This window comes from Streptomyces sp. RLA131 (assembly GCF_056270125.1).
Genome location: NZ_JBWDOQ010000002.1, coordinates 6,310,887 through 6,336,481 on the forward strand (window position 1 = coordinate 6,310,887; position 25,595 = coordinate 6,336,481).

20 protein-coding genes and 1 riboswitch are annotated in these 25,595 nt (G+C 72.0%); of the genes, 16 read left to right on the top strand and 4 right to left on the bottom strand.

The window, feature by feature from the left end:
- Positions 1-20: 20 nt before the first annotated feature.
- The 9 genes from RWE79_RS29480 (at position 21) to RWE79_RS29520 (ending at position 11,560) form a co-directional block, all read left to right on the top strand.
- The gene (locus tag RWE79_RS29480; RefSeq protein WP_475943101.1) at positions 21-2,165 is read left to right on the top strand and encodes a DNA gyrase/topoisomerase IV subunit B; all 2,145 of its coding nucleotides are present in this window, start codon (positions 21-23) and stop codon (positions 2,163-2,165) included.
- Between the two features lie 187 nt (positions 2,166-2,352).
- Positions 2,353-2,820 carry a DUF485 domain-containing protein gene (locus RWE79_RS29485; RefSeq protein WP_475943102.1) on the top strand — a complete coding sequence of 156 codons (468 nt, stop codon included), beginning with the start codon at positions 2,353-2,355 and terminating at the stop codon, positions 2,818-2,820.
- Positions 2,817-4,481, top strand: coding sequence for a solute symporter family protein (locus RWE79_RS29490; RefSeq protein ID WP_475943103.1), 1,665 nt, complete (start codon positions 2,817-2,819; stop codon positions 4,479-4,481). The genes RWE79_RS29485 and RWE79_RS29490 overlap by 4 nt, the downstream gene beginning before the upstream one ends.
- Positions 4,482-4,583: 102 nt before the next feature.
- Positions 4,584-5,591 (top strand): ABC transporter permease, encoded by a 1,008-nt coding sequence (locus RWE79_RS29495; protein ID WP_475943104.1) that lies wholly within the window; start codon positions 4,584-4,586, stop codon positions 5,589-5,591.
- Positions 5,592-5,617: 26 nt separating this feature from the next.
- Positions 5,618-6,700 carry a sugar ABC transporter substrate-binding protein gene (locus RWE79_RS29500; RefSeq protein WP_475943105.1) on the top strand — a complete coding sequence of 361 codons (1,083 nt, stop codon included), beginning with the start codon at positions 5,618-5,620 and terminating at the stop codon, positions 6,698-6,700.
- 1 nt (position 6,701) lies between these two features.
- Positions 6,702-8,261, top strand: coding sequence for a sugar ABC transporter ATP-binding protein (locus RWE79_RS29505; protein WP_475943106.1), 1,560 nt, complete (start codon positions 6,702-6,704; stop codon positions 8,259-8,261).
- An 11-nt stretch (positions 8,262-8,272) separates the two neighbouring features.
- Positions 8,273-9,031, top strand: a complete 759-nt coding sequence (locus tag RWE79_RS29510; RefSeq protein ID WP_475943107.1) for an SDR family NAD(P)-dependent oxidoreductase — start codon at positions 8,273-8,275, stop codon at positions 9,029-9,031.
- Between the two features lie 4 nt (positions 9,032-9,035).
- Complete coding sequence (locus RWE79_RS29515) at positions 9,036-10,688, top strand: thiamine pyrophosphate-binding protein (RefSeq protein WP_475943108.1); 1,653 nt, start codon at positions 9,036-9,038, stop codon at positions 10,686-10,688.
- 143 nt (positions 10,689-10,831) lie between these two features.
- Positions 10,832-11,560: an IclR family transcriptional regulator gene (locus RWE79_RS29520; protein WP_475943109.1), complete on the top strand. Its 729-nt coding sequence runs from the start codon at positions 10,832-10,834 to the stop codon at positions 11,558-11,560.
- Here RWE79_RS29520 and RWE79_RS29525 read toward each other — a convergent pair.
- Together RWE79_RS29525 and RWE79_RS29530 are read right to left on the bottom strand one after the other, a co-directional pair.
- Positions 11,536-12,234 (bottom strand): response regulator, encoded by a 699-nt coding sequence (locus RWE79_RS29525; protein ID WP_475943110.1) that lies wholly within the window; start codon positions 12,232-12,234, stop codon positions 11,536-11,538. The genes RWE79_RS29520 and RWE79_RS29525 overlap by 25 nt on opposite strands.
- Entirely contained in the window at positions 12,231-13,844 is a 1,614-nt protein-coding gene (locus tag RWE79_RS29530; RefSeq protein WP_475943111.1) for an ATP-binding protein, read from the bottom strand. Before RWE79_RS29530 ends, RWE79_RS29525 begins: the two co-directional genes overlap by 4 nt.
- Positions 13,845-14,076: 232 nt before the next feature.
- On the opposite strand from RWE79_RS29530, the gene RWE79_RS29535 reads away from it, so the two are divergent.
- From RWE79_RS29535 to RWE79_RS29545, 3 genes are read left to right on the top strand one after another with little or no spacing between them, the layout of a single operon-like run.
- The gene (locus RWE79_RS29535) at positions 14,077-14,895 is read left to right on the top strand and encodes an ABC transporter ATP-binding protein (RefSeq protein WP_475943112.1); all 819 of its coding nucleotides are present in this window, start codon (positions 14,077-14,079) and stop codon (positions 14,893-14,895) included.
- Positions 14,885-15,775: an ABC transporter permease gene (locus RWE79_RS29540; RefSeq protein WP_475943113.1), complete on the top strand. Its 891-nt coding sequence runs from the start codon at positions 14,885-14,887 to the stop codon at positions 15,773-15,775. Before RWE79_RS29535 ends, RWE79_RS29540 begins: the two co-directional genes overlap by 11 nt.
- Before the next feature lie 39 nt (positions 15,776-15,814).
- Positions 15,815-16,858: an ABC transporter substrate-binding protein gene (locus RWE79_RS29545; RefSeq protein WP_475943114.1), complete on the top strand. Its 1,044-nt coding sequence runs from the start codon at positions 15,815-15,817 to the stop codon at positions 16,856-16,858.
- On the opposite strand, the gene RWE79_RS29550 is transcribed toward RWE79_RS29545, so the two are convergent.
- On the bottom strand, positions 16,842-17,702 hold the full coding sequence (locus RWE79_RS29550) for a sucrase ferredoxin (protein WP_475943115.1): 861 nt from the start codon (positions 17,700-17,702) through the stop codon (positions 16,842-16,844). The genes RWE79_RS29545 and RWE79_RS29550 overlap by 17 nt on opposite strands.
- A 302-nt stretch (positions 17,703-18,004) precedes the next feature.
- Positions 18,005-20,446 (bottom strand): DNA gyrase/topoisomerase IV subunit A, encoded by a 2,442-nt coding sequence (locus RWE79_RS29555; protein WP_475943116.1) that lies wholly within the window; start codon positions 20,444-20,446, stop codon positions 18,005-18,007.
- A gap of 262 nt (positions 20,447-20,708) precedes the next feature.
- On the opposite strand from RWE79_RS29555, the gene RWE79_RS29560 reads away from it, so the two are divergent.
- The 4 genes from RWE79_RS29560 to RWE79_RS29575 all read left to right on the top strand — a co-directional run bounded on the left by RWE79_RS29560 (position 20,709) and on the right by RWE79_RS29575 (position 25,517).
- Positions 20,709-22,055, top strand: coding sequence for a M16 family metallopeptidase (locus tag RWE79_RS29560; protein ID WP_475943117.1), 1,347 nt, complete (start codon positions 20,709-20,711; stop codon positions 22,053-22,055).
- Positions 22,052-23,443: a M16 family metallopeptidase gene (locus RWE79_RS29565; protein ID WP_475943118.1), complete on the top strand. Its 1,392-nt coding sequence runs from the start codon at positions 22,052-22,054 to the stop codon at positions 23,441-23,443. The genes RWE79_RS29560 and RWE79_RS29565 overlap by 4 nt, the downstream gene beginning before the upstream one ends.
- A 226-nt stretch (positions 23,444-23,669) precedes the next feature.
- Positions 23,670-23,824: riboswitch (cyclic di-AMP (ydaO/yuaA leader) on the top strand.
- Positions 23,825-23,836: 12 nt separating this feature from the next.
- Positions 23,837-24,598: a M23 family metallopeptidase gene (locus RWE79_RS29570; RefSeq protein ID WP_475943119.1), complete on the top strand. Its 762-nt coding sequence runs from the start codon at positions 23,837-23,839 to the stop codon at positions 24,596-24,598.
- A 235-nt stretch (positions 24,599-24,833) separates the two neighbouring features.
- The gene (locus RWE79_RS29575) at positions 24,834-25,517 is read left to right on the top strand and encodes a GntR family transcriptional regulator (protein WP_475943120.1); all 684 of its coding nucleotides are present in this window, start codon (positions 24,834-24,836) and stop codon (positions 25,515-25,517) included.
- Positions 25,518-25,595 lie beyond the last annotated feature (78 nt).

A 25,595-nucleotide genomic window follows, 5' to 3' on the forward strand; every position in this document is an offset into this window, starting at 1 on the left:
TTCATCGAGGAGACGTCCGCGTGACCGCCGAAACATCCGTGCCGTCCACCGCGCTGCTGAGCGGCGCGGACCGCGACGGTTCCAACTACACCGCGCGGCACCTCCTGGTTCTCGAAGGTCTTGAGGCGGTCCGCAAGCGTCCCGGTATGTACATCGGCTCGACCGACAGTCGCGGCCTGATGCACTGCGTGTGGGAGATCATCGACAACTCGGTCGACGAGGCGCTGGGCGGGCACTGCGACCGCATCGAGGTCGTCCTGCGCGAGGACGGCTCCGTGGAGGTCCGTGACAACGGGCGGGGCATCCCGGTCGACATCGAGCCCAAGACCGGGCTGTCCGGCATCGAGGTCGTCATGACCAAGCTGCACGCCGGCGGCAAGTTCGGCGGTGGCTCCTACGCCGCCTCCGGCGGTCTGCACGGCGTCGGCGCCTCCGTGGTCAACGCGCTCTCCGCCCGGCTCGACGTGGAGGTGGACCGCAGCGGCCACACCCACGCCATCAGCTTCCGGCGTGGCGTCCCCGGCGCCTTCACCGGAAACGGCCCGGACGCCGCCTTCGACGCCGCCAGCGGCCTCGCCAGGACCAAGAAGGTCCCCCGGGCCCGCACCGGCACCCGCGTCCGCTACTGGGCCGACCGCCAGATCTTCCTCAAGGACGCCAAGCTCTCCCTGGACCACCTTCACCAGCGGGCCCGCCAGACCGCCTTCCTGGTGCCGGGCCTGACCATCGTCGTACGCGACGAGAGGGGACCGGCGGGGGAGGGAACGGGCGGCGCAGGCGCGGACGCCCCGCTCGAAGAGGTCTTCCGCTTCGACGGCGGCATCAGCGAGTTCTGCGACTACCTGGCCCAGGACAAGCCGATCTGCGACATCCAGCGGCTGACCGGCAGCGGCACCTTCAAGGAGACCGTCCCCGTCCTCGACGACCGGGGCCACATGACCCCCACCGAGGTCACCCGTGAGCTCGGCGTCGACATCGCCCTGCGCTGGGGCACCGGATACGACTCCCTGCTGCGCTCGTTCGTCAACATCATCGCCACCCCCAAGGGCGGCACCCACGTCCGCGGCTTCGAGAGTGCCGTCACCAAGACCGTCAACGAGGTGCTGCGCGCCGGCAAGCTGCTGCGCGTAGCCGAGGACGACATCGTCAAGGACGACGCGCTGGAGGGCCTGACGGCCGTTGTCACCGTCCGGCTCGCCGAGCCGCAGTTCGAGGGCCAGACCAAGGAGGTGCTCGGCACCTCGGCGGCCAACCGCATCGTCGCCGCCGTGGTCTCCCGCGAGCTCAAGGCCTTCCTGACCTCCACCAAGCGCGACGACAAGCAGCAGGCCCGCGCGGTCCTGGAGAAGACGGTCGCCGCCGCCCGTACGCGCATCGCCGCCCGGCAGCACAAGGAGGCGCAGCGCCGTAAGACCGCCCTGGAGTCCTCGTCGCTGCCCGCCAAGCTCGCGGACTGCCGCAGTGACGACGTGGACCGCAGCGAACTCTTCATCGTGGAGGGCGACTCGGCGCTCGGCACCGCCAAGCTCGCGCGCAATTCGGAGTTCCAGGCGCTCCTGCCGATCCGCGGAAAGATTCTGAACGTCCAGAAGTCGTCCGTCTCCGACATGTTGAAGAACGCCGAATGCGGCGCGATCATCCAGGTGATAGGAGCCGGTTCCGGCCGGACCTTCGATATCGACCAGGCGCGTTACGGGAAGGTCATCTTCCTTGCGGACGCCGATGTCGACGGCGCGCACATCCGTACTCTCCTGCTCACCTTGTTCCAGCGGTACATGCGGCCGATGATCGAGGAGGGACGGGTCTTCTCGGCGGTGCCGCCCCTGCACCGGATCGAGCTGACCAACCCCCGCAAGGGTCAGGACAAGTACATCTACACCTATTCCGACAACGAGCTGCGCCAGGCCCTGATGGACCTCCAGCGCCGGAACGTCCGCTACAAGGACGGCATCCAGCGTTACAAGGGCCTCGGTGAGATGGACGCCGACCAGCTCGCGGAGACCACGATGGATCCCCGCCACCGCAGTCTGCGGCGTATCAACATCGGTGATCTGGAGGCCGCGGAGAAGGCCTTCGACCTCCTCATGGGCAATGATGTCGCGCCCCGGAAGGAATTCATCACCAATTCCGCCGCGACGCTCGACCGTTCGCGTATCGACGCCTGAACAAGCCACGCGGGGCGGTTTCTCCACACCAGGGTGCGGAGAAACCGCCCCGCTCGTTCTTCACCCCGGGGGGTCACCTGATGGGGTGAACGTTTGGGGTTGATGTACCCAAATCTTCCCGATCTGTCCATGCTGGGGCGCACGGTCAACCGGCTCCGCAGCGAGGCCGGCAGAACGAGGAGAGTCTGTGAACGAGCACGACGGGGCCGAACCGGGGGCGCTCCAGATGGACGACCCCTGGGACGACGCCTCGGCCACCGGGGGATGGCCGCAGGACGACGCCGTCCTCCTGGCGCCACCGGGCGAGGCCGCCGCGCCCGCGGCCCGTGCGGGGCACCTGGACCGGACGGCGGTCTATCTGGAGGTCCAGCGCAGCGCCGCCTTCCAGGAAGTACGCGGCCGCTACCGGCGGTTCGTGTTCCCCGCGACGGCCGCGTTTCTCGCCTGGTACCTGCTCTACGTCGTCCTGGCGACGACGGCGCCCCGGCTGATGGCCCGGCCGGTGGCAGGCGGGCTCAATGTCGCGATGATGGCCGGACTGGCGCAGTTCGCCTCGACCTTCCTGCTCACCTGGGCCTATGCGCGGCATGCGCGGCTGCGCCGGGACCGGGCCGCGCTGGAACTGCGCTGGGACACCCAGGAGCGGATGCGGTGACGGGCAACCACCAGGGCCTGGCACTGGTCCTGTTCACGGTCTTCGTCTCCGTCACCCTGGCGATCACCGCGTGGGCGGGGCGACGGCGCAGCTCGTCCGTCGAGTTCTTCGCCGGCGGCAGGCTCTTCTCGCCGATGGAGAACGGTTTCGCCATCACCGGCGACTACATCTCGGCCGGATCGCTGCTCGGGGTCTCCGGGCTGGTCGCCCTGGTCGGCTACGACGGGGTGCTGTACTGCGTGGGCTTCCTCGTGGGCTTCCTCGTGGTGCTCATGCTGATCGCCGAACTGGTGCGCAACTGCGGGCGTTTCACCATCGCCGATGTGCTCGCGGTGCGGATGCGCCAGCGGCCGGTGCGGATCGCGGTCGGTACCTCCTCGGTCGTCGTCTCCGTCATCTACCTGGTCGCGCAGATGGTGGGCGCCGGGAGCCTGGTGGCGCTGCTGCTGGGTGGTCAGGGAGCGGCCGCGCGCACCTGGACGGTGATCGGTGTGGGCGGCCTGATGGTCTTCTACGTCTCCTTCGGCGGGATGCGCGCCACGACCTGGATCCAGATCGTCAAGGCCGTTCTGCTGATGGCCGGTTCGGTCACGCTCACCGTGCTCGTCCTGATGCGTTTCCACGGCGACCCGGGCGCCCTGCTGCGCTCGGCGGCGGCGGGCAGCGGCAGCGGCGCCCGGTTCCTCGTGCCGGGTCTGAAGTACGGCGGGACGTGGACCGCCCGGCTCGACTTCATGAGCCTGGGCCTGGCGCTGGTGCTGGGCACGGCAGGGCTGCCGCACATCCTGTCGCGCTTCTACACCGTGCCGACCGCCCGTTCGGCACGCCGGTCGGTGGTGTGGGCGATCGGCCTGATCGGCTCGTTCTACCTGATGACGATCGTGCTCGGCTTCGGCGCCGCCGCGCTGGTCGGCTCGGACGCGGTGCGCAGTTCCAACCCGGCGGGCAACACCGCTATCCCGCTGCTGGCCATGCATCTGGGCGGTGGAGCGGGGTCCACAGGCGGCACAATTCTGTTCGCGGTCGTCGGCGCGGTGGCCTTCGCCACCATCCTGGCGGTCGTCGCCGGGGTCACGCTGGCCTCCTCGGCCTCGGTCGCCCACGACCTGTACGCGACGGTGCGCGGGCGCGGCGGCAGGCGCCGTGGGACGAACGAGCCCAAGTCCGGGGAGTCCAAGGAATCCAAGGAGTCCAAGGAGTCCAGGGAGTCCAAGGAACGCGAGGAGGTGCGGGTGGCGCGGCTCGCGGCCTTCGGAATCGGCGCGGTGTCGATCGCGCTCAGCCTGTTCGCGCAGGGGCAGAACGTCGCCTTCCTGGTCGGGCTGGCCTTCGCGGTCGCGGCTTCCGCCAATCTCCCGGCGCTGGTCTACACGCTGTTCTGGCGGCGCTTCACCACCCGCGGCACGCTCTGGGCGGTCTACGGCGGCCTGGGCCCGGCGGTGTTGCTCGTCATCGTCTCGCCGGTGGTCTCCGGCAGTCCCGACGCGATCTTCCCCGGTGTCGACTTCCACGTTTTCCCGCTGCAGAACCCGGGCCTGGTCTCCATCCCGCTGGGATTCCTGGCCGGCTGGCTCGGCACGGTGCTGTCGCCGGAGCCGGCCGACGCCGGCAAGCACGCCGAGGCGGAGGTCCGTTCACTGACCGGAGCGGGCGCCGTATAACCGTTCGGCCGTCCGTTCCATGTGACGGAACGGACGCGTTGCCGTCGCCGCTCGCCGGCCCGATGCTGTCCCGACACCGGACAAGGGCGGGAGCCGACGGTCATGCAGTTGTCGTCACTCACAGCGTCGTTGCGCCGCCGGGACGGAGCACCGCCGGCAGTGCGGCACCTGCTGCGTGACGAGACCGGGGTGGCCGCGGTCCTGGTGCTGCTGGTGCTCGCGGTCGGCATCGCGCACCCCGGCTTCCTGACCCGGTCCAATCTCACCGGCACCGTCCACAACGCCGCCTATGTGGGGCTGATGGCCGCCGGGATGGTCTTCGCGCTCGCCATGCGGGAGGTCGATCTGTCCGTCGGCGGGGTGTACGCGCTCGGGGTGACCGTCGGCGCGGTCTGCGTCCGCGACGGCTGGTCGCCCTGGGCCGCGGCCCTCGCCGTACTCGCCATGTCGGCGGCCCTCGGCGCGGGCAACGCGGTCATCGCGACCTCGCTGGGCCTGCCCACCTTCATCACCACTCTCGCCACCGCCATGCTCTTCCGGGGTATCGCCCTCGCGCTCGCCGAGGGCAGACAGATCAGCGGCATGCCCCAGGACCACGCCTTCTTCCGGGTCGTCGGCGGGGACGTCGCCGGGCTGCCGACCGCCGTGTGGGTGCTGCTCTTCGCGACCGCCGCGCTGGCCGTGCTGCTCACCCGTACCCGGTTCGGTGCCCAGGTCCGGGCGGTCGGCTCCAATCCCGACGCGGCGCACTTCACCGGCCTGCCGATCGTGCGCACCCGGATCAAGGCGATGGCGCTGTCCGCGTCGATGGCCGGGCTGGCCTCGGTGCTGGCACTGGCCTTCTTCATCTCCGGCGACCCGACCATCGGCCAGGGGTACGAGCTGAGCGCCATCGCCGCCGCGATCATCGGCGGCACCCCGCTCGCGGGCGGGCGGGGCTCGGTGCCGGGGGCGGTGATCGGGGCGCTGATCCTGGCGGTGGTGGCGTCGGCCCTGGTGTTCTTCAGCGTCCCGATCAACTGGACGACCTTCGCGACCGGAGCGGTGATCCTCGCCGCCGTCGCGGCCGACAGCGCACTGCGCCGCCTGCGCGAGCGGCGCGCCACCTGACCGTCCCCGTCCACCTGGAGGGCACCATGGCTCAATCCGCACGGCCGGGCCCCACCCGGAGGTTCGTCCTGATGGCCGGAGCGGCCGTCCCGCTCGGGCTGGTCGCCGCCTGCGGCGACGACAACGCCCCGGACGGCGGGAACGGCACGCTCGACATGGGCATAGCCGTCGCCAACATCGGCCTCAACTTCGCCGTGGAGATGGTCAACGGCGCCAAGACCGCCGCCGGCCACCTGGGCGGCGTGAACCTCAAGGCGGTCGGCCCGGCGAGCACCGACGGGCCGGCCGAGGTGACGCTGTTCCAGAACCTCACGCACACCGCCAGGGACGGCATCATCCTGTTCAACCTGAACCCGCCGCTGTTCGTCCGGCCCGCCGCCACCGCCATCGACTCCGGCATCCCCGTCGTGGCCCTGGACACCGCCCCGCCGGCCGGCAGCAAGATCACCTTCTATGTCGGCAACGACAACTACGAACTCGGCGTCAGACTCGCCCAGGAGGCCGTCAGGCGCCTCCCCGCCGACCCCACCGGCACCGTCGTCGTCGGCGTGCCCAACCCCGGCACCCCGGTGCTCGACAGCCGGGCCAAGGGCATCAAGGACACTTTCGCTCAGAAGGCCCCCGGGGTGAAGGTGCTCGGCCCGTACCAGACCTACAGCGACCCGGCGGAGAACTTCGGCGCCTGGCAGAGCCAGGTGCACGCCCACCCCGGGGCGCTCGCCTTCCTCGGTGTCGGGGACGCCGACAGCTACAACCTCGGCAAGATCAAGGAGAAGGAGGGCGGCGACTACCTCGTCGCCGCCGCCGACGTCGACCCCAAGACCCTCGAATACGTCAGGAGCGGCGCGAACTTCTGCACCGTGTCACCCGAGCACTTCCTCAAGGGCTATGTCTGCACCGCCCTGTTCGTCGACGCGCTGAAGAAGGGCGGGGACCTGCCCAAGGGCTGGTTCAAGACCCCCAGCCTGGTCGTCGACAAGAGCAACGTGGACGAGGTGATCACCCGTCAGAAGAGCACCAAGGCGTCGTACGCGTTCTTCAGGAGCCGGATCGACCAGCTCCTCGCCAGCCCCGAGGACAGCATCAGACCGCTGAAGGACCAGCGCTGACATGGTTCCCGTGCTGGCCGCCCACGGCCTCGTCAAGACCTACGGCGGCGTGCTCGCCCTCGACGGCGCCGGCATCGCCCTGGCGCCGGGAGAGGTGCACGCCCTGGCCGGGGAGAACGGCGCGGGCAAGTCGACCCTCGTCAGGCTGCTGCTCGGTATCGAGCGGCCCGACGCGGGCGTCGTGCGGCTGGAGGGCGAACCGCTGCCCTTCGCCGGGACGCGCAGGGCAGCGGCCGCGGGGATCGCCGTCGTCGCGCAGGAGCTCAGTCTCTTCCCGGACCTGTCCGTCCTGGAGAACCTCTTCCCCTACGGGCCGCCCCGTCGCGCCGGCCTCACCAGCTGGTCCCGGGCCCGCGACCGGGCGGGTGCCGTCCTCGACGAACTCGGCCTGTCCGGTGTCCCCCTGCGCACGCCGCTGGGCCGCCTCGACCTCGCGGACCAGCAGCTCGTCGAGATCAGCCGGGCGCTGCTGGAACGCCCCCGCGTCCTGATCCTCGACGAACCCACCTCCGCGCTGCCCGTCGACGCCGTCGAACGGCTCTTCACGGTCGTCCGCCGTCTGGTGGGCCAGGGGCTGGCCGTGCTCTACATCTCGCACTTCCTCGAAGAGGTCCGCAGCCTCGCCGACCGGATCAGCGTGCTGCGCGACGGCCGCAACGTCATGGACGGCACCCCCGTCGCGCAGGTCGGGCTCGACGCCCTGGTCGGGGCGATGCTCGGCGACACCCCACGAACGGCTGCCGCGCCCGTGGCCACTCCCGCCCCCTCGCGGACGCGGCAGCTCGGCTCCACCCAGGTCGGCTCCACCCGACTCGGCTCCACCCAGGTCGGCTTCGTCCAGGTCAGTGTCGGCCGCCGGCTGCGCGAGGTGAGCTTCGAGGCACCCGCCGGGCGGATCACCGGTTTCGCCGGGCTCCAGGGCGCCGGACACCTCGCCGCTCTGGAGGTCGTGTGCGGCAGGGCGCGCCCCACCTCCGGCGTGGTGACGCTGCCCGGCGGGGAGCCCGCGCCACGGGACGTACGCCGGGCGGTCAGGGCCGGGGTGGCATTCGTACCCAGCGACCGCAAGCGCTACGGACTGATGCTGGACCGCACGGTCTGGGAGAACACCTCGGCCGTCTCCTGGCTGGCCCGCGGTGAGGGCTCGCCGTGGCTGGACCGGGGCCGCCACCTCGCCCGCGCCGCCGTGCACGCCGAGCGGCTGCGGCTGCACGGTCACGCCCGCAGCCCCGTGGCGTCGCTGTCCGGTGGCAACCAGCAGAAGGTCGTGTTCGCCAAGTGGCTGGACATCGAGCCGCGGGTGGTCGTCCTGGACGATCCGACGCGCGGCGTGGACATCGGGGCCCGGGCCGAGATGCACGGGATCGTACGGGAGCTCGGGGCGGCCGGGAAGGCCGTCCTGGTCGCCTCGACCGACCTGGCCGAACTGGTCGAGCTGTGCGACCGGGTGCTGGTCTTCCAGCGCGGACGGATCGTCGGGGAACTGTCCGGGCCACGGCTCACCGAACGGGACCTGAGCCTCGCCATGAACGCCGGCTTCGCCGGCACGGCCGACACTTGAGGAGTCCGCGCATGGGACGTCTGGACGGAAGGGTCGCGCTGATCACGGGCGGCGGGAGCGGCATCGGGCTCGCCACCGCCCGGCTGTTCGCGGCGGAGGGCGCGTGCGTGCACCTGGTGGGCATCGACGAAGCCGCGCTGCGCGACGCGGCCGTGTCGATCGGAGCCGGCCGCTGCGCGACGTCGGTCGCCGACGTCACCCGCGCCGGCGAGGTGGAGAACGCCGTCCGGGAGTGCCTTGACCGCTTCGGCCGGCTCGACGTCGTTTTCAGCAACGCCGGTGTCGGCGGCGGGGTCGCCGCCATCGAGGACTACCCGGAGGAGGTCTTCCGGCGCGTCCTGGACGTTCATGTGGTCGGTGCCTTCCTCGTCCTCAAGCACACCCTGCCCCACCTCGGACCGGGCGCCTCCGTGATCATCAACTCCAGTGTCGTCGGCCTCACCGCCGACCCGGGGATCAGCGGCTACGCCGTCGCCAAGCACGCGCAGGTGGGGCTGATGCGGGTGGCCGCGCGGGAGGCCGCCACCCGCGGGATCCGCGTCAACAGCATCCATCCCGGGCCCACCGACACCCCGTTCATGCACCGTCTGGAGACCGCCGCCACCGGCCAGCCGGCCGAACGCGCCGCCAAGGTCTTCAACGAGGCGATCCCGCTCGGCAGGCACGCCACACCGGAGGAGATTGCCCGCACGGTGCTGTACCTGGCCGGGGACGAGTCGAGTTTCACCACGGGTGCCACGATCGCTGTCGACGGCGGAATGAGCGTATGAGCGTATGAGCACGAGAACGACGACCGCGTTGCGCGCGCTGCTGGAGATCCTGGACGACGAGGGCGTCGACCGGGTCTTCGGCAATCCCGGCACCACCGAACTGCCCCTGCTCGACGCGCTCGCCGACCCGGCGGCCCCCGAATACGTCCTGGGGGTGCAGGAGGCCTCCGTCGTCGCGATGGCCGACGGCTACGCCCGTGCCACCCGCCGGCCCGCCTTCGTGAGTCTGCACGTCGCCGCCGGTACCGCCAACGGGCTCGTCGGCATGCTCAACGCCCGCCGCTCCCGTACGCCGTTGGTCATCGTCGCCGGCCAGCAGGACCAGCGGCACCTGCTCCAGGACCCGATGCTCGCCGGTGATCTCGTGGCGCTGGCGTCGGGGGCCGTCAAGCACGCCGTGCAGGTGCACCGCCCGCAGGATCTGCCGCTCGTGCTGCGCAGGGCCTTCGCGCTGGCCCAGCGGCCGCCCCAGGGGCCGGTGTTCGTGTCGGTCCCCATGGACGTCCTGATGGACGACACGCCGGTGGAGGTGCCGGTACGGTCCCGCATGGCGCCGGCGGGAACACCGGCCGGCCTCGACCGGGCGGCGGCGCTGCTCGCGGGGGCGCGGCGGCCCGCGATCGTGGCCGGGGACGGGATCGGCCGGGACGGAGCCGTGTGCGCGCTGGTCCGGGTCGCGGAGGCACTGGGCGCGGTGACGTACCACCAGCCGATGAACGACTGCCTCGACTTCCCCGGCGGCCACCCCCTGCACGCCGGGCCGCTGCCGCCGGTCAACGCCGGTATCCACCGGGAACTGGCCGCCTACGACGCCCTGCTGATCGCCGGGTGCCGGGCCTTCACCCCGCACCACTACAGCCCCGGCCCGCCCGTCCCCGGCCACCTCACCGTCGTCCAGCTCGACACCGATCCCGCCGAGCCCGGCCGCAACTTCCCGGTCAGCCTGGGCCTGACCGGGCCGCTGGAGCCCTCGCTGGCCGCGCTCGCCGGGCATCTGCGGCAGCAGGTCCCCGAGAGCGCCGCCCGGGAGCGCACGCGGGCCGCCGAGGCCCGCCACGCCGCCGCGCGGGCCGCCGCCGACCGCGAGGCTCTCGCCGCCTACGGCCGTGCCCCGCTCGACCCGCTCGCCGCCGCGCACGCGCTCGCCGCAGCGCTGCCCGCGCAGGCCGTGCTGGTCGAGGAGGCCATCACGGTCGGGGTCCACCTGCGCCGGGTCCTGCGCCGTGACAGCCCGGGCGGTTTCGTCCACACCGTCGGCGGCGGCCTGGGCTGGGGCATCGGCGCCGCCGTCGGGCACCGGCTGGGCGCCCCGGACCGGCCGGTGGTGGCGGTGCTGGGCGACGGCTGCGCCATGTTCGGCCTGCAGGGACTGTGGACGGCGGCGCGGCTGCGGGTGCCGGTGCTCTTCGTGGTGATGGCCAACGGCGAGTACCGCACCCTGAAGGACACCCTGGACGCCGGCGGCGGCCGCTCCACCGCCCTGAACCGCTACCCCGGGCTGGACCTGGGAGAGCTGGACTGGCGCGACGCCGCGCGCTTCTTCGGGATCCCGTCGCTGCGGGCCGGCACCACCGAGGAACTGGCGTCGGCCGTCGCGTCGGTGGCCGGCCTCGACGGGCCGCTGCTGGTCGAAGTGCCCTTGCGGGGGTACGGATGAGCGGCCAGGATGCGGGCATGAGCGGTGACCCCGGTCCTCCTGGTGCCCCCGGCCTTCCCGGCGCGTCCGACGTGCCCGGTCATCCGGGCGTGTCCGGTGTACGCGGTGAATCCGGCGTATCCGATATGCCCGGTGCCCGGTCCATGCTGGCGCGCGGCGCCGCGCTGCTCCAGGCCTTCGGGGCGGGCGAGGACGAGGTCGCCCTGGCCACCCTGGCCGCCCGGACCCGGCTGCCCAAGCCCACCGTGCACCGCCTCCTGGGCCAGCTCACCGACCTCGGCCTCGTCGAGCGCGCCGAAGGCGGCGGCTACCGGCTCGGCCTCGCCCTGTTCGAGCTGGGCCAGCGGGTACCGTACCGGCGGCTGCGCGAGCAGGCGTTACCGTACCTGGAGGAGATGTACGAGGCGACGCACGAGAATGTGCACCTGGCCGTCGCGGAGGGCACCGACTCGCTCTTCCTGGACAAACTCACCGGCCACCGCTCCATGCGCATCCCCACCCACGCCGGGGCCCGGCTGCCCGCCTACTGCACCGCCACCGGCAAGGCCCTGCTGGCCTACGGCCCCGAGCGCGGTCTGGCCGGCGTCCTCGACCAGGGGCTGCGGCGCCTCACCCCCCGCACCATCGTGCTGCCCCGGCTCCTGCACGAGGACCTGGTCCGCACCCGGGCCCGCGGCTACGCCGTCAACTGGGAGGAGGCCGAGGCCGGGGTCTCCGCCGTGGCCGCCCCGGTCTTCGGGACCGGCTCCGTGCCGGTCGCCGCGATCTCCGTCACCGGGGCCACCCGGGGGCTGCGGCTGGACCGGATCGCGCCCGTGGTGTGCGCGGCGGCCCGCGCACTGTCGCATCAGCTCGCGCGCGCCCAGGCGTAGCGGTGCTCGGGGCGGCCGGTGTCGCCGTACTTGAGGGTGAGGCTGATCCGGCCCGCGCGCTCCAGATACTTCAGATAGCGCTGCGCGGTGGAGCGGCTGATGCCGGCCCGCTCGGCGACCTCGTGCGCGGACAACGGCTGTCCGGCCTCGTTGAGGACCCGGCGGATGAGGTCGGCGGTGGGCGCCGAGTGGCCCTTGGGCAGCCCGGCGGCCGGTGAGGTCTCCGTCGTGCGCAGCGCGCCGAAGATCCGGTCGACCTGCTCCTGGCCGGCCTCGCCGCGGCCGCCGCCCACGCCGTCGAGGGTGCGGCGCAGCGCCGCGTAGCCGTCGAGCTTGGCGCGCAGGCCGCCGAAGCTGAAGGGCTTGACCAGATACTGCAGTGCCCCGTAGCGCATCGCGGTCTGTACGGTCGTCACGTCCCGGGCGGCCGTCACCATGATCACGTCGGCGGTGTGCCCGAGCTGCCGCATCCGCCGCACCAGGGTGAGCCCGGTCTCGTCCGGCAGGTAGTGGTCGAGCAGGACCAGGTCGACATGGACGCGCTCCAGGGTGGCCAGCGCCTGCGCGGTGGTGTGGGCGCGGGCGGTGACCCGGAAGCCGGGGACCTTGGCCACATAGGCCGCGTTGATCTCGGCGACGCGGAAGTCGTCGTCCACGACCAGGACATCGATCATCGTGACTCTCCCACTCGTGACTCTCCCGCCGCGGCCAGTTCGGGGACGGCCAGTGCCTCCGGCAGGACGACGGTGAAGACCGCGCCGCCGCCGGCCCGGGCGGTGACCCGGGCCATGCCGCCGTACCGCTGTGCCAGTCTGCGCACCAGCGCCAGCCCCAGACCGCGGCCGCGGTGCGCGGGGGGCGCCTTGGTGGACCAGCCCTCGGCGAAGATCTGCTCGCGCATGCCGGGCGGCACCCCCGGGCCGTTGTCGCTGACCCGCAGCACGGCGGTGGTGCCCTCCGCGATCAGCTCGACCTCCACGAACGAGGCCACGTCCAGGGCGTTGTCGATCAGATTGCCCAGAACGGTGACCAGGTCGCGCGGGTCCACCACCTGGTCGGGCAGCAGCGTGTCGGGGGAGATGCGCAGCGACGCGCCCCGCTCCGCCGCGATCGCCGACTTGCCGACCAGCAGGGCCGACAGCAGCGGGTCGTGGACCCGCTCGGCGATCTGCTCGGCGGAGGCGCGATGGCCGTCCGCGACCTCGTTGACGAAGTCCACGGCCTCGTCGTGCAGGCCGAGTTCGAGCAGCCCGAGCAGGGTGTGCAGACGGTTGGCGTGTTCGTGGTCCTGCGCGCGCAGCGCGTCGAGCAGTCCGTGCGTGGAGTCCAGCTCGCGGCCCAGCAGTTCGAGTTCGGTGCGGTCGCGCAGGGTGGCCACGGCCCCGCCGTCACCGGTCGGCATGCGGTTGGCGACCAGCACGCGGCCCCCGCTGACGGTGAGCAGATCGGTGCCGCAGGTCCGGCCGGTCAGTACGTCGGTGGTGCGGCCCGGCGGCAGCACGTCGTCCAGGGCGCGCCCGGTGGCGTCCGGGCCCAGCCCCAGCAGCCGCTGAGCCTCGTCGTTGAGCAGCCGGATCCGGCCGCCCGCGTCGAGGGCGACGACGCCTTCGCGGATGCCGTGCAGCATGGCCTCGCGCTCGTCGAGCAGGGCCGAGATGTCGGCGAAGGCCAGACCGTGGGTGCGCCGCTGGAGCCGCCGTGACACCCCGAGGGCGGCCACGATGCCGACGGCCAGCGCGGCGCCCGCGTACAGCAGCAGGCTGGGCACGGTGCCCAGCAGCCGCTCGCGCACGCTGTCGTAGGCGATTCCCACCGAGACCGCGCCGACGATCCGCCCGGCGGCGTCGCGCAGCGGCACCTTGGCGCGGGCGGAGCGGCCGAGGGTGCCGTTGTCGATCTGCATGATGTCCCGGCCGGACAGGGCGACGCTGGGGTCGGTGGAGACGTGCCGGCCGATCTCGGCGGTGTTGGTGTGCGACCAGCGCGTTCCCCGGGTGTCCATGACCACGACGTAGAGCGCGCCGGTGGCTCTGCGGATCCGCTCGGCCTCGTCCTGGACCGGGCCGTGCGGCGTGGGCCGCGTGCTCACCAGGTTGCGCGCGACGGCGGGCTCGGCGGCGGTGGTCTCGGCGATGGCCAGGGCCCGCCGCATCGCCTGATCGTCGAGCTGGGCGCCGAGCGGGGCCAGGAAGAGCCCGGTCGCCAGCATGATCACGCCGGTGGTGATCGCCAGCTGCACCAGCAGGACCTGGGCGAAGACACGGCGCGGCCATCGGATCCGCATGTGTCACCCCTGCCTTCCGACGCCGGTACTCCGCCGTGCCGCGGAATGAGCTGCTCCGTTTGCTTCCCTGTGAACGCAACGTAAACGCCTGTGAGGCCCTTGCCCACCCCTCGTGGCTCTTTCGTTGTGCGACAGCGAGCAAAACGAGCAGAACGACCGGCTGTGGGCAGAAGCCGGACTTGTGACCGCAAGACTGCCGCTGTGGTCCGGGCCACACCTAGCGTCCCGCTCCATGAACAGCCAAACGAGCAGCCCCGCGATCGAGCTGCGGGGAGCGAGCAAAGCGTTCCGGACCCCGTCCGGGGCGCTCCACACCGCCGTACGGGACCTGGACCTGACCGTCGGCCGCGGCGAGTTCGTCGCGGTGGTCGGCCCCACCGGATGCGGCAAGTCGACGACCCTGACCCTGGTCAGCGGCCTGGAGGAGCCCACCGAGGGCGAGGTGCTGGTGGCCGGGGAGCCGGTCCGCGGCATCGGCGACAAGGTCGGCTTCGTCTTCCAGCAGGACGCCGTCTTCCCCTGGCGCACCGTCCTGTCCAATGTGATGGCCGGGCCCCGCTTCCGCGGTGTGGCCAAGGCCGAGGCCAGGGAACGGGCCCGTGAGTGGCTGGCCCGGGTCGGCCTGTCCTCCTTCGAGGACCGCTACCCCCACCAGCTCTCCGGCGGCCAGCGCAAGCGCGTCGCGCTCGCGGCCACCTTCGTCAACGACCCCGAGATCCTGCTCATGGACGAGCCCTTCTCGGCGCTCGACGTGCAGACCCGGGCACTGATGTCGGACGAGCTGCTGGAGCTGTGGGCCGGCACCGGCGCCTCCGTCGTCTTCGTCACCCACGACCTGGAGGAGTCCATCGCGCTCGCCGACAAGGTCGTGGTCATGACGGCCGGCCCGGCGACCGTCAAGGAGGTCTTCGAGATCGACCTGCCCCGGCCGCGCAAGGTCGAGCAGGTCCGGCTGGAGCCCCGGTTCCTGGAGATCTACCGGGAGATCTGGTCCTCGCTCGGCGAGGAAGTCCGCATCACCCGTGAGAGGGGTGCCGCCAATGCCGCCTGAGACAACGTCGCCCGAAGGGGCGGTGGCCGCCCCGGCCGTCACCGCGCCCGTCACCAGGACCGAACGTACCCAGGCCAGGGCGCGGGCCGCCCGTAACCGCAGCTTCCTGGTCTACGGCAGCCGGGTCGCCCTGCTCCTGGCCGTCATCGGCCTGTGGGAGTGGCTGGCCAGGGCCGCGGTCATCGACCCCTTCAACTTCTCGATGCCGTCGAAGATCTGGGACCAGATCCACACCTGGGTGGTGGACGGCACCGCCCAGGGCTCCCTGTGGGAGCAGATCTGGTACACCCTCTACGAGGCGCTGCTCGGCTGGATCATCGGCGTGATCGGCGGCGTGCTGCTGGGGATCGCGCTGGGCCGGATCCGCTTCCTGGCCGACGTCCTGGGGCCCTATATCAAGGTGCTCAACGCGCTGCCGCGCATCGTGCTGGCCCCGATCTTCCTGATCTGGTTCGGCCTGGGACCGGCCTCGAAGGTCGCCTCGGCGGTCGTCCTGGTCTTCTTCCCGGTCTTCTTCAACGCCTTCCAGGGCGCCCGCGAGGTCGACCGCAACCTGGTCGCCAACTCCCGCATCCTGGGCGCCAGCAACCGCCAGGTCACCTTCCAGGTGGTCATCCCCTCGGCCACCTCGTGGATCTTCACCAGCCTGCATGTGAGCTTCGGCTTCGCGCTCATCGGCGCCATCGTCGGCGAGTACATCGGCGCCACCAAGGGCCTCGGCCTGCTGGTCGCCGCCTCCCAGGGCACCTTCAACGCGGCCGGTGTCTACGCCGCCATGGTGATCCTCGCGGTCGTCGCCCTGCTCGCCGAGGGGCTGCTCACCTTCCTGGAGAAGCGGCTCTTCCGCTGGAAGCCCGCCGACGCGGGCTCCGCCCGCTGACCCCTCCGTAACCCCACTTTTCACAAGGACGTGAACAAGATGCGCGCGATCACCAGAATCTCCGCGGCCGTCGTCACCGGCACGCTCGCCCTGACCACCCTCACCGCCTGCGGCGGCGACTCCTCCGCCTCCGGCTCCTCCGGCGGCAAGGCCGGCAAGGTCAAGATCATGGTGGGCGGCCTGGACAAGGTCATCTACCTTCCGGCGATGCTCACCCAGCGGCTCGGCTACTTCGAGGACGAGGGCGTCGACGTCCAGCTGCTGACCGAGCCGGCCGGTGTGCAGGCGGAGACCGCGCTCGTCTCCGGCGACGTCCAGGGCACCGTCGGCTTCTACGACCACACGCTGGACCTGCAGGTCAAGGGCAAGCAGGTCGAATCGGTCGTGCAGTTCTCGCAGGCCCCCGGCGAGGTCGAGATCGTCTCGAACAAGGCGGCCGGCGACATCAGCACGGCCAAGGACTTCAAGGGCAAGAAGCTCGGCGTGACGGGCATCGGCTCCTCCACCGACTTCCTGACCAAGTACCTCGCGGTCAACAGCGGTGTGCAGACCAGCCAGTTCACCCCGGTCGCCGTCGGCGCGGGCCAGACCTTCATCTCCGCGCTCCAGCAGGGCTCCATCGAGGGCGGTATGACCACCGACCCGACCGTCGCCACGATCCTGGACAAGAAGCTCGGCAAGGTGCTGATCGACATGCGCACGCCGGAGGGCTCCAAGGCCGCGCTCGGCGGGCTGTATCCGTCGTCCAGCCTCTACATGCAGACCGGGTGGGTGAACAGCCACAAGGACACCGTGCAGAAGCTGGCCAACGCCTTCGTCAAGACCCTCAAGTGGATGTCCACCCACAGCGCCGACGAGATCGCCGCGAAGATGCCGTCCGACTACGCGCAGGGCGGCGGCACGAAGCTCTACGCCCAGGCGATCAAGAGCACGCTGCCGATGTTCACCACCGACGGCGTCATGCCGGCGGACGGTCCGGCCACGGTGGAGCGGGTCCTGAAGTCCTTCAACCCGAACCTGAAGAACGCCAAGGTGGACCTGGACAAGACCTACACCACGGAGTTCGTCAAGAAGGCGGGCTGACGGCCCGCACGCCGGTCACGTCCATCCGGACCGGCGTCCCAGGAGCCGCCCCGCAGCTCTCCGGCCGGGGCGGCTCCGCCGCGCGCTCGACGACGTCCACCTCCCAGACCCGGCCGTCGGTGTGCGTCACGCGGGTGCCCTCGACACCGAGCGCGTCGGCCCGGTCCTCGCCGGTCAGCGCCCGCACCGCGAGGTCCGCCGCCTGGCCGGGCCGGTCGTACGAGGACCGGCCCCGGCAGCCGTCCAGGGCCACCCGCCCCTCGCGGGCCGCGTGCAGGATCTCCTTGGCCCGGTGCGGATCCACCCGCCCGTACGCGTAGCCGTGGGGCAGCACCAGCATCGTCGGCGCGAAGCGGTGGCCGCCCAGATGTGTGGTCTCCCAGACCTCGCCCGCCCCGCCCGCCGCCAGCTCGGCCGCGAGCGGCCTGCCGTACAGCGCACAGCAGCGGTCCCGCCTGCCATTGGTGCACACCAGGGCCAGCGGTTCGCCGTCGTAGGGCTCGCCCAGTTCCCGCGGCGCCGTCAGGTCCCAGCCGAGCAGTTCGGCCGGATCGTCCACCACGGCCGTCCGCACCCAGGACCGCCCCGCCAGGAACACCCTCCGGGGCTGCGGCTGGTGGTGGTCGGCGTGCCGCCCCGGCCGCCGGATCAGCCCCGGCCGCACACCGGCCGCCCCCGCCAGCCGTTCCAGCGCGCGCCCCACCCGGGGGTCCAGGTGGCTGGCGGTCAGGTCCCTGGCGCCCCAGGGACCTGGCTGCTCCACCAGCAGCCAGGTCCGGGCGGTGGCCGCGGTGGCGCCGACGGGTTCGCCCAGTCCGGCGGAGGCGATGGCGCACATGCTCATACGGGCGAGCCTAACGGCGGCCCCGCGCGTGGCTGATCACCCCCGCCGCGCCCCGGGCCGGGGTGCGGGCCCGACTTGGAGGAGGGCCCGCCGACGCCTGCTGCGGCGGGCCACCCCATGTCCTTCCGCTCCGGCGGCACCGACCCGGGGCGCGACGGCTGCCGCGCCCCGCTGCCCTGGTCCAAGACGGCGCCCCCGTCAGGCTTCGGCGCCCCCGTACGGCTCCGGCGGCCCGGCCGCGGCCGGCCGGCGCGGTGAACGCTCACGTCCACCGCGCTGCTGAGCGACCGCCGTACGGACCGTCACACCGGTCCGGCGACCACCGCGACCGGCTTGGTCAGCGCCACGCCCGAACCGTCGCGGCGCGGGTCTTTCGGCGGCAGGTCGGCCGGCAGGCCCGTGGCGCCGGCGGCGCGGGCCGGTGTCGGGCCGGCCCAGGCCAGGACCAGCCCGGTCTCGCCGCGCAGGAAGCGCTGGCACCGGACGCCACCGGTGGCCCGGCCCTTGCGCGGGTACTGCTCGAAGGGGGTGAGCTTGGCGGTGCCCTGCTCACCGTCGAGGGTGTCCTCGGAGCGGGCCACCGTCACCACGACGGCGTCCACGGCGGGGTCGACGGCGGTGAAGGAGATCACCTTGGCACCGTCGGCCAGCTTGATGCCGGCCATGCCGCCCGCCGGACGCCCCTGGGGACGGACCTGGGAGGCCGGGTACCGCAGCAGCTGGGCGTCGTCGGTGACGAAGACCAGGTCCTCCTCGCCGGTGCGCAGCTCGACCGCGCCGACCACCGTGTCGCCGTCCCTGAGGCCGATGACCTCCAGGTCGTCCTTGTTGGCCGGGTAGTCGGGCACGACCCGCTTGACCACGCCCTGCTCGGTGCCCAGGGCCAGACCCGGCGAGGACTCGTCCAGGGTGGTCAGGCACAGCACCCGCTCACCGGTCTCCAGCGACAGGAACTCCGAGAGAGGTGCGCCGCCCGCCAGGTTCGGCGCCCCGGCGGTGTCGGGCAGCTGCGGCAGATCGATCACCGTGAGCCGCAGCAGGCGCCCGGCACTGGTGACCGCGCCGATGTCGGCCCGGGCGGTGGTGGGGACGGCGGAGACGATCACATCGTGCTTGGAGCGCTTGCCGTCGCCCGCCTCGAAGGCCACCCCGTTCATCGTGCGGGCCAGCAGCCCGGTCGAGGACAGCAGCACCCGGCACGGGTCGTCGGCGACCTCCAGCGGTACGGCGGCCACCGGCGCGCCGGCCGACTCCAGCAGGACGGTGCGCCGCTCGGTGCCGTACTTCTTCGCGACGGCGGCCAGTTCGGCCGAGACCAGCTTGCGCAGCTCCGCGTCGGAGTCGAGGATCCGGGTCAGCTCCTCGATCTCGGCGTTGAGCCGCTCGCGTTCGGACTCCAGCTCGATGCGGTCGAAGCGGGTGAGCCGCCGCAGCGGGGTGTCCAGGATGTACTGCGTCTGGATCTCCGACAGCGAGAAGCGCTCCATGAGCCGCTCCTTGGCCGCCGCCGCGTTGTCGCTGGAGCGGATGATCGCGATGACCTCGTCGATGCCGACGAGCGCCACCAGCAGGCCCTCCACCAGGTGCAGCCGGTCCTGCCGCTTGCGGCGGCGGAACTCGCTGCGCCTGCGGACCACCTCGAAGCGGTGGTCGACGTAGACCTCCAGCATCTCCTTCAGGCCCAGCGTGAGCGGCTGACCGTCCACCAGCGCCACGTTGTTGATGCCGAAGGAGTCCTCCATCGGCGTCAGCTTGTAGAGCTGCTCCAGCACCGCCTCGGGGTTGAAGCCGTTCTTGATCTCGATGACCAGCCGCAGCCCGTGCGCGCGGTCGGTCAGGTCCTTCACATCGGCGATGCCCTGCAGCCGCTTGGACCCGACCAGGTCCTTGATCTTGGAGATGACCTTCTCCGGGCCGACCGTGAACGGCAGCTCGGTGACGATCAGTCCCTTGCGCCGGGGGGTCACGTCCTCCACCGACACCGTCGCGCGGATCTTGAAGGTGCCGCGGCCGTTCTCGTACGCGTCCCGGATCCCGCCGAGCCCGATGATCCGGCCGCCGGTGGGCAGATCGGGGCCGGGCACGAAGCGCATCAGGGCGTCCAGATCCGCGTTCGGATAGCGGATGAGGTGCCGGGCCGCGGCGATGACCTCGTTCAGGTTGTGCGGCGGCATGTTGGTCGCCATCCCGACCGCGATCCCGGAGGCGCCGTTGACCAGCAGATTGGGATACGCGGCCGGAAGGACCCCCGGCTCCTGCTCCTGGCCGTCGTAGTTGGGCGAGAAGTCGACCGTGTCCTCGTCGATGGACTCGACCATCAGCTGGGCGGCGCCCGACATCCGCGCCTCGGTGTACCGCATGGCGGCGGGCAGATCGTCCAGCGAACCGAAGTTGCCGTGACCGTCGACCAGGGGCAGCCGCATCGAGAACGGCTGGGCCATGCGCACCATGGCGTCGTAGATGGAGGCGTCACCGTGCGGGTGCAGTTTGCCCATCACCTCGCCGACCACACGGGCACATTTGACGTACCCGCGCTCGGGCCGCAGGCCCATCTCGTTCATCTGGTAGACGATGCGGCGGTGGACGGGCTTGAGCCCGTCGCGGGCGTCGGGCAGCGCACGCGAGTAGATGACCGAGTAGGCGTATTCGAGGAAGGAACCCTGCATCTCGTCGACGACGTCGATATCGAGGATGCGCTCCTCGAAATCGTCCGGTGGCGGGGTCTTCGTGGTGCGGCGGGCCATCTCGGCGCTGCTCCTTCGGCTGGACCTGGGCGGGTTGTGCGGGTCGAACAGCGACCGGTGTCGGGCGGCCGGCGTCAACCGATGCGGTCCATTGTGGACCGCCCCGCTGACACCGCCGACCACACCCCCGGTCCGGTTATGCCCTGAGCGGGAACTTCGCACCGGGTCGGCACGCTGCCTAGAGTGGCAGGAGCTCAGCACCACCCGCACAGTGAACCGCTCAGCACAACGCAGAGCGCGCGACCGGAAGGACAGCTTGCCCATGGGTCACACGGCCACGCCGGAGGCACAATCCGGCGGCCTCACCGCGACCGAGCACCGCCTGGCCAACGGCCTGCGCGTGGTGCTCTCGGAGGACCACCTCACCCCGGTCGCCGCGGTCTGCCTCTGGTACGACGTCGGTTCCCGGCACGAGGTCAAGGGCCGTACCGGACTCGCCCACCTCTTCGAGCACTTGATGTTCCAGGGCTCGGGCAGCGTCAAGGGCAACGGACACTTCGAGCTCGTCCAGGGTGCCGGCGGCTCGCTCAACGGCACCACGAGCTTCGAGCGCACCAACTACTTCGAGACCATGCCGGCCCACCAGTTGGAGCTCGCGCTCTGGCTGGAGGCCGACCGCATGGGCAGCCTGCTCGCCGCGCTCGACCAGGAGAGCCTGGACAACCAGCGCGACGTCGTCAAGAACGAGCGCCGCCAGCGCTACGACAACGTCCCCTACGGCACGGCCTTCGAGCGGCTGACCGCCCTGGCCTACCCCGACGGCCACCCGTACCACCACACGCCCATCGGCTCGATGGCCGACCTGGACGCGGCCTCGCTGGAGGACGCCCAGGCCTTCTTCCGTACGTACTACGCGCCCAACAACGCGGTGCTCGCGGTCGTCGGCGACATCGACCCGGAGCAGACGCTGGCCTGGGTCGAGAAGTACTTCGGTTCCATCCCGGGCCACGACGGCAAGCCCGCGCCTCGCGACGGGTCACTCCCCGGAGTGATCGGCGGGCAGCTGCGCGAGGTGCTGGAGGAGGACGTGCCGTCCCGGGCGCTGATGGCCGCGTACCGGCTGCCGCACGACGGCACCGAGGAGGCCGACGCCGCCGACCTGGCGCTGACCATCCTGGGCGGCGGAGAGTCCTCACGGCTCCACAACCGCCTGGTGCGGCGGGACCGCTCGGCCGTCGCGGCCGGCTTCGGCCTGCTGCGGCTCGCGGGGGCGCCCTCGCTGGGCTGGCTGGACGTGAAGACCTCCAGCGGTGTCGAGGTGCCCGCCATCGAGGCGGCGGTCGACGAGGAGCTGGCCCGCTTCGCGCAGGACGGCCCCACGCCGGAGGAAATGGAGCGTGCGCAGGCCCAGCTCGAACGCGAGTGGCTGGACCGGCTGGCCACCGTCGGCGGACGCGCGGACGAGCTGTGCCGCTTCGCCGTGCTCTTCGGCGACCCCCAACTGGCGCTCAGCGCCGTACAGCGGGTCCTGGCGATCACCCCGGAGCAGGTCCAGCAGGTCGCGGCGGCGACGCTGCGGCCCGACAACCGGGCGGTGCTCGTCTACGAGCCGACCGGTGGCGCCAACGACAACGATGAGGCCCAGGACGAGGAAGGCGCCGACCAGTGACCGACGTCGCACCCACCATGACGTTCCACCCGCAGCCGCAGGCCGGCGACCCCAGGCCCTGGGACTTCCCCGCCCCCGGCCGCGGAACCCTGCCCAACGGCCTGACCGTGCTGCGCAGCCACCGCCCCGGCCAGAAGGTCGTCGCCGTCGAGGTGCTGCTCGCGGCGCCGCTCGACGCCGAGCCCGAGGGCCTGGACGGCGTGGCCACCATCATGGCCCGCGCCTTCTCCGAGGGCACCGACAAGCACAGCGCCGAGGAGTTCGCCGCCGAGCTGGAGCGCTGCGGGGCCACGCTCGACGCCGCCGCCGACCACCCCGGCGTACGGGTCTCCCTGGAGGTCCCCGCCTCCCGGCTGGACAAGGCCCTGGGCCTGCTCTCCGACGCCCTGCGCGCGCCGGCCTTCCCCGACAGCGAGGTCGAGCGGCTGGTCAACAACCGCCTCGACGAGATCCCGCACGAGCTGGCCAACCCGGCCCGGCGCGCCGCCATGGCGCTGTCCAAGGAGCTGTTCGCCCCCGCGCTGCGCTGCTCCCGGCCGCGCCAGGGCACCGAGGAGACGGTCGCCCGGATCGACGCGGCGGCGGTGCGCTCCTTCTACGACACGCATGTGCGGCCCTCCACGTCGACCGTCGTGGTCGTCGGCGACCTCACCGGCATCGACCTCGACGCGCTGCTCACCGAGACGCTGGGGGAGTGGACCGGCAAGCCCGCCGAACGCCGGCCGCTGCCGCAGATCACCTCCGACGACCACGCCCGCGTCGTCGTCGTCGACCGCCCCGGCGCCGTCCAGACCCAGGTCCTCATCGGCCGCACCGGCTCCGACCGCCACGACCCGGTCTGGGCCGCACAGGTCCTCGGCACGTACTGCCTGGGCGGCACGCTCACCTCGCGGCTCGACCGCGTCCTGCGTGAGGAGAAGGGCTACACGTACGGCGTGCGGGCCTTCGGGCAGGTCCTGCTCTCCACCCCGGAGGGCACGGGTGCCTCGCTGATCGGCATCAGCGGTTCGGTGGCCACCGACGTCACCGCCCCGGCACTGGCCGACACCTGGCAGGTGCTGAGGACGCTCCGCGAGGACGGCCTCACCGACGAGGAGCGTGACGTCGCCGTCCAGAACCTCGTGGGTGTCGCGCCGCTGCGCTACGAGACGGCTTCCGCCGTCGCCGGCACGCTCGCCGACCAGGTCGAGCAGTACCTGCCCGACGACTACCAGGCCCAGCTGTACGCCCGCCTCGCGGCCACGGGCACGGTCGAGGCCACGGCGGCCGCGGTCAGCGCCTTCCCGCTGGACCGGCTCGTCGTCGTCCTCGTCGGGGACGCGGCGGCCATCGCCGAGCCCGTCAAGGCCCTCGGTATCGGCCCGGTGACGGTCTCCACGGCCCTCTGACGGGGCCCGCTCGTCCTCGGTCGCCGGACCGGCCGATCTTCGGCCGGTCCGGACCGAGGACGACCCGGCGGACCCGGCGGACCGACCCTGAGCCTGCCCACAACCGGGTCCCGCGGGGGTTATGTGGCATCGGGCACAATTGGGGCGTTTTATTTGGTGGGGGCCGGGGGGCGCGGTTAGCGTCGTCGCTCGTTGTCCGTAAGACAAGCCGCGTCCGGCGGCACCGGAGCAACGATCGCCGAGTCCCCGCAGGGCGTGAGCCTGGGGAGCCGGGGACCCACGTCGCGTAGTCCCCCTGGGGTGAATCGGGCGAGCCGCCCGTAGGAGACCTTCCTGCTCCGAACCCGTCAGCTAACCCGGTAGGCGAGAGGGAAGGAAAGGACTCCGCCTGCCATGGCGCTCACGTTCAGCATTCGCACGACCCTGGCCTGCGCCGCCGTGCTCGCGGCGACCACCACCGCCGGAGCCGCCGAGGCGGGAGCGGCCGGGACGGCGGCTCCCGGCACCGCGTTCAGCCGGTGCGCGGCCGTGACGGACACCCTGGTCACGCAGATCGCCGCGCAGGCGGACGCCCAGCACAAGGCGGCCGACGCGGCGCGCAAGAAGGCCGAGCAGGCCCGCGCCGAGCAGGCCCGCGAGAAGGCCAGGGCGAAGGCCAGGGCCCAGGCCGCGGCGAAGGAGCGGGCGAAGAGGTCGGCGGCGGCCGGGCAGCGCGCGGCCCGGTCGGTGCCGGGTGCCCGGGGGAGTCTGACGGGCTGGATGAAGCCGGTCGCCTCGTCGATATCCACGCCGTACCACGCCACGAGCAGCCTGTGGTCCTCCGGCTATCACACCGGTTCGGACTTCGCGGCCGCGACGGGCACCCCGGTGCACGCGATCGGTCCGGCCACCGTGGTGGAGGCGGGCTGGGGCGGCTCGTACGGCAACAACGTGATCCTGCGGATGTCCGACGGGATGTACGTGCTGTACGGCCATCTGTCCTCGATCGGCGTCTCCGTCGGCGAGACGGTGACCGCCGGCCGTCAGCTCGGTCTGTCCGGCGCCACCGGCAACGTCACCGGGCCGCATCTGCACCTTGAGGTGCGCACCAGCCAGAGCTACGGCTCCGACGTCGACCCCGTCGCGTATCTGCGCAAGCACGGCGTGGCGGTCTGACCGGGCGCGTCCCCCACCGCGTCCCCCCACGGCGTCCCCACGGCGTCTCCCACGGCGTTCCCCCGCGGCGAAGGCCCCGGCTCCCCCGGCCGGGGCCTTCGTGTGTCCAAAAATACTTGCTGAATTAGGGACTCCCGTCGGAATCCCGACTGTGCTGGAATAGAGTCGCCGAAGAAACACCGATCTTCGCGTTACGCGGGGATTAAACCGGACGGGGAATGAAGGGACCGGCGATGTGGGATCGGACGTGAACGGGACGGGCGGCGCAGGGCGTCGTATTTCCGCCCAAGCGGTGTGCACGGCGATCCGTGACGACATCATCAGCGGCTTCTATCCGCCGGGCGGCCGGCTGACCGAGGAGCTGCTGGCCAAGCGCTACGGCGTGTCACGGGTCCCGGTCCGTGAGGCGCTGCGCACGCTGGAGTCCGAGGGGTTCGTGCGCACCCGCAGACACGCCGGGGCCTCGGTCGCGGAGCCCACCGAGCAGGAGGCGGCGGACCTGCTGGAGATCCGCGGTCTGCTGGAGCCGCTGGGCGCGGCGCGTGCCGCGCAGCGGCGTACGGAGGCGCACATCAAGGTGCTGCGCGGTCTGGTGCGGCTCGGGCAGGAACGTTCCCTGCAGGGGCAGTTGTCCGATCTGCCCTCGTTGGACGGCTGGTTCCACGAGACGCTGGCGCAGGCCTCCGGCAGTCCCACCCTGGTGGCTCTGCTCACGCAGCTGCGGCACAAGATCGCGTGGGTGTACGCGGTGGACTCGCCGGGGCGCGCCGTGGAGTCCTGGGAGGAGCACGGGGCGATCGTGGACGCGGTGGCCCGCGGTGACTCCGAGCGGGCCCGCAAGCTGGCGACGGCGCACGTGGAGCGGTCGGCCGGGGTGCACCGGCTGCGGCGTTCGGCGCGGGGCGCGACCGTGCGGTGAGGAACTGGAAACACGGCGTACACACGACGGGCGGCCGCGTTTAACAGAAGTGCCGTATACAACTGAGAAGAATTGCGC

Bases quoted from the DNA above. Each gene is read 5' to 3' on its own strand.
- RWE79_RS29495 (WP_475943104.1), top strand. From the start codon at position 4,584: ATGCAGTTGTCGTCACTCACAGCGTCGTTGCGCCGCCGGGACGGAGCA.
- RWE79_RS29530 (WP_475943111.1), bottom strand. From the start codon at position 13,844: ATGCGGATCCGATGGCCGCGCCGTGTCTTCGCCCAGGTCCTGCTGGTG.
- RWE79_RS29505 (WP_475943106.1), top strand. From the start codon at position 6,702: ATGGTTCCCGTGCTGGCCGCCCACGGCCTCGTCAAGACCTACGGCGGC.
- RWE79_RS29545 (WP_475943114.1), top strand. From the start codon at position 15,815: ATGCGCGCGATCACCAGAATCTCCGCGGCCGTCGTCACCGGCACGCTC.
- RWE79_RS29520 (WP_475943109.1), top strand. From the start codon at position 10,832: ATGCTGGCGCGCGGCGCCGCGCTGCTCCAGGCCTTCGGGGCGGGCGAG.
- RWE79_RS29525 (WP_475943110.1), bottom strand. From the start codon at position 12,234: ATGATCGATGTCCTGGTCGTGGACGACGACTTCCGCGTCGCCGAGATC.
- RWE79_RS29570 (WP_475943119.1), top strand. From the start codon at position 23,837: ATGGCGCTCACGTTCAGCATTCGCACGACCCTGGCCTGCGCCGCCGTG.
- RWE79_RS29515 (WP_475943108.1), top strand. From the start codon at position 9,036: ATGAGCACGAGAACGACGACCGCGTTGCGCGCGCTGCTGGAGATCCTG.
- RWE79_RS29550 (WP_475943115.1), bottom strand. From the start codon at position 17,702: ATGAGCATGTGCGCCATCGCCTCCGCCGGACTGGGCGAACCCGTCGGC.
- RWE79_RS29535 (WP_475943112.1), top strand. From the start codon at position 14,077: ATGAACAGCCAAACGAGCAGCCCCGCGATCGAGCTGCGGGGAGCGAGC.
- RWE79_RS29500 (WP_475943105.1), top strand. From the start codon at position 5,618: ATGGCTCAATCCGCACGGCCGGGCCCCACCCGGAGGTTCGTCCTGATG.
- RWE79_RS29560 (WP_475943117.1), top strand. From the start codon at position 20,709: ATGGGTCACACGGCCACGCCGGAGGCACAATCCGGCGGCCTCACCGCG.
- RWE79_RS29540 (WP_475943113.1), top strand. From the start codon at position 14,885: ATGCCGCCTGAGACAACGTCGCCCGAAGGGGCGGTGGCCGCCCCGGCC.
- RWE79_RS29510 (WP_475943107.1), top strand. From the start codon at position 8,273: ATGGGACGTCTGGACGGAAGGGTCGCGCTGATCACGGGCGGCGGGAGC.
- RWE79_RS29555 (WP_475943116.1), bottom strand. From the start codon at position 20,446: ATGGCCCGCCGCACCACGAAGACCCCGCCACCGGACGATTTCGAGGAG.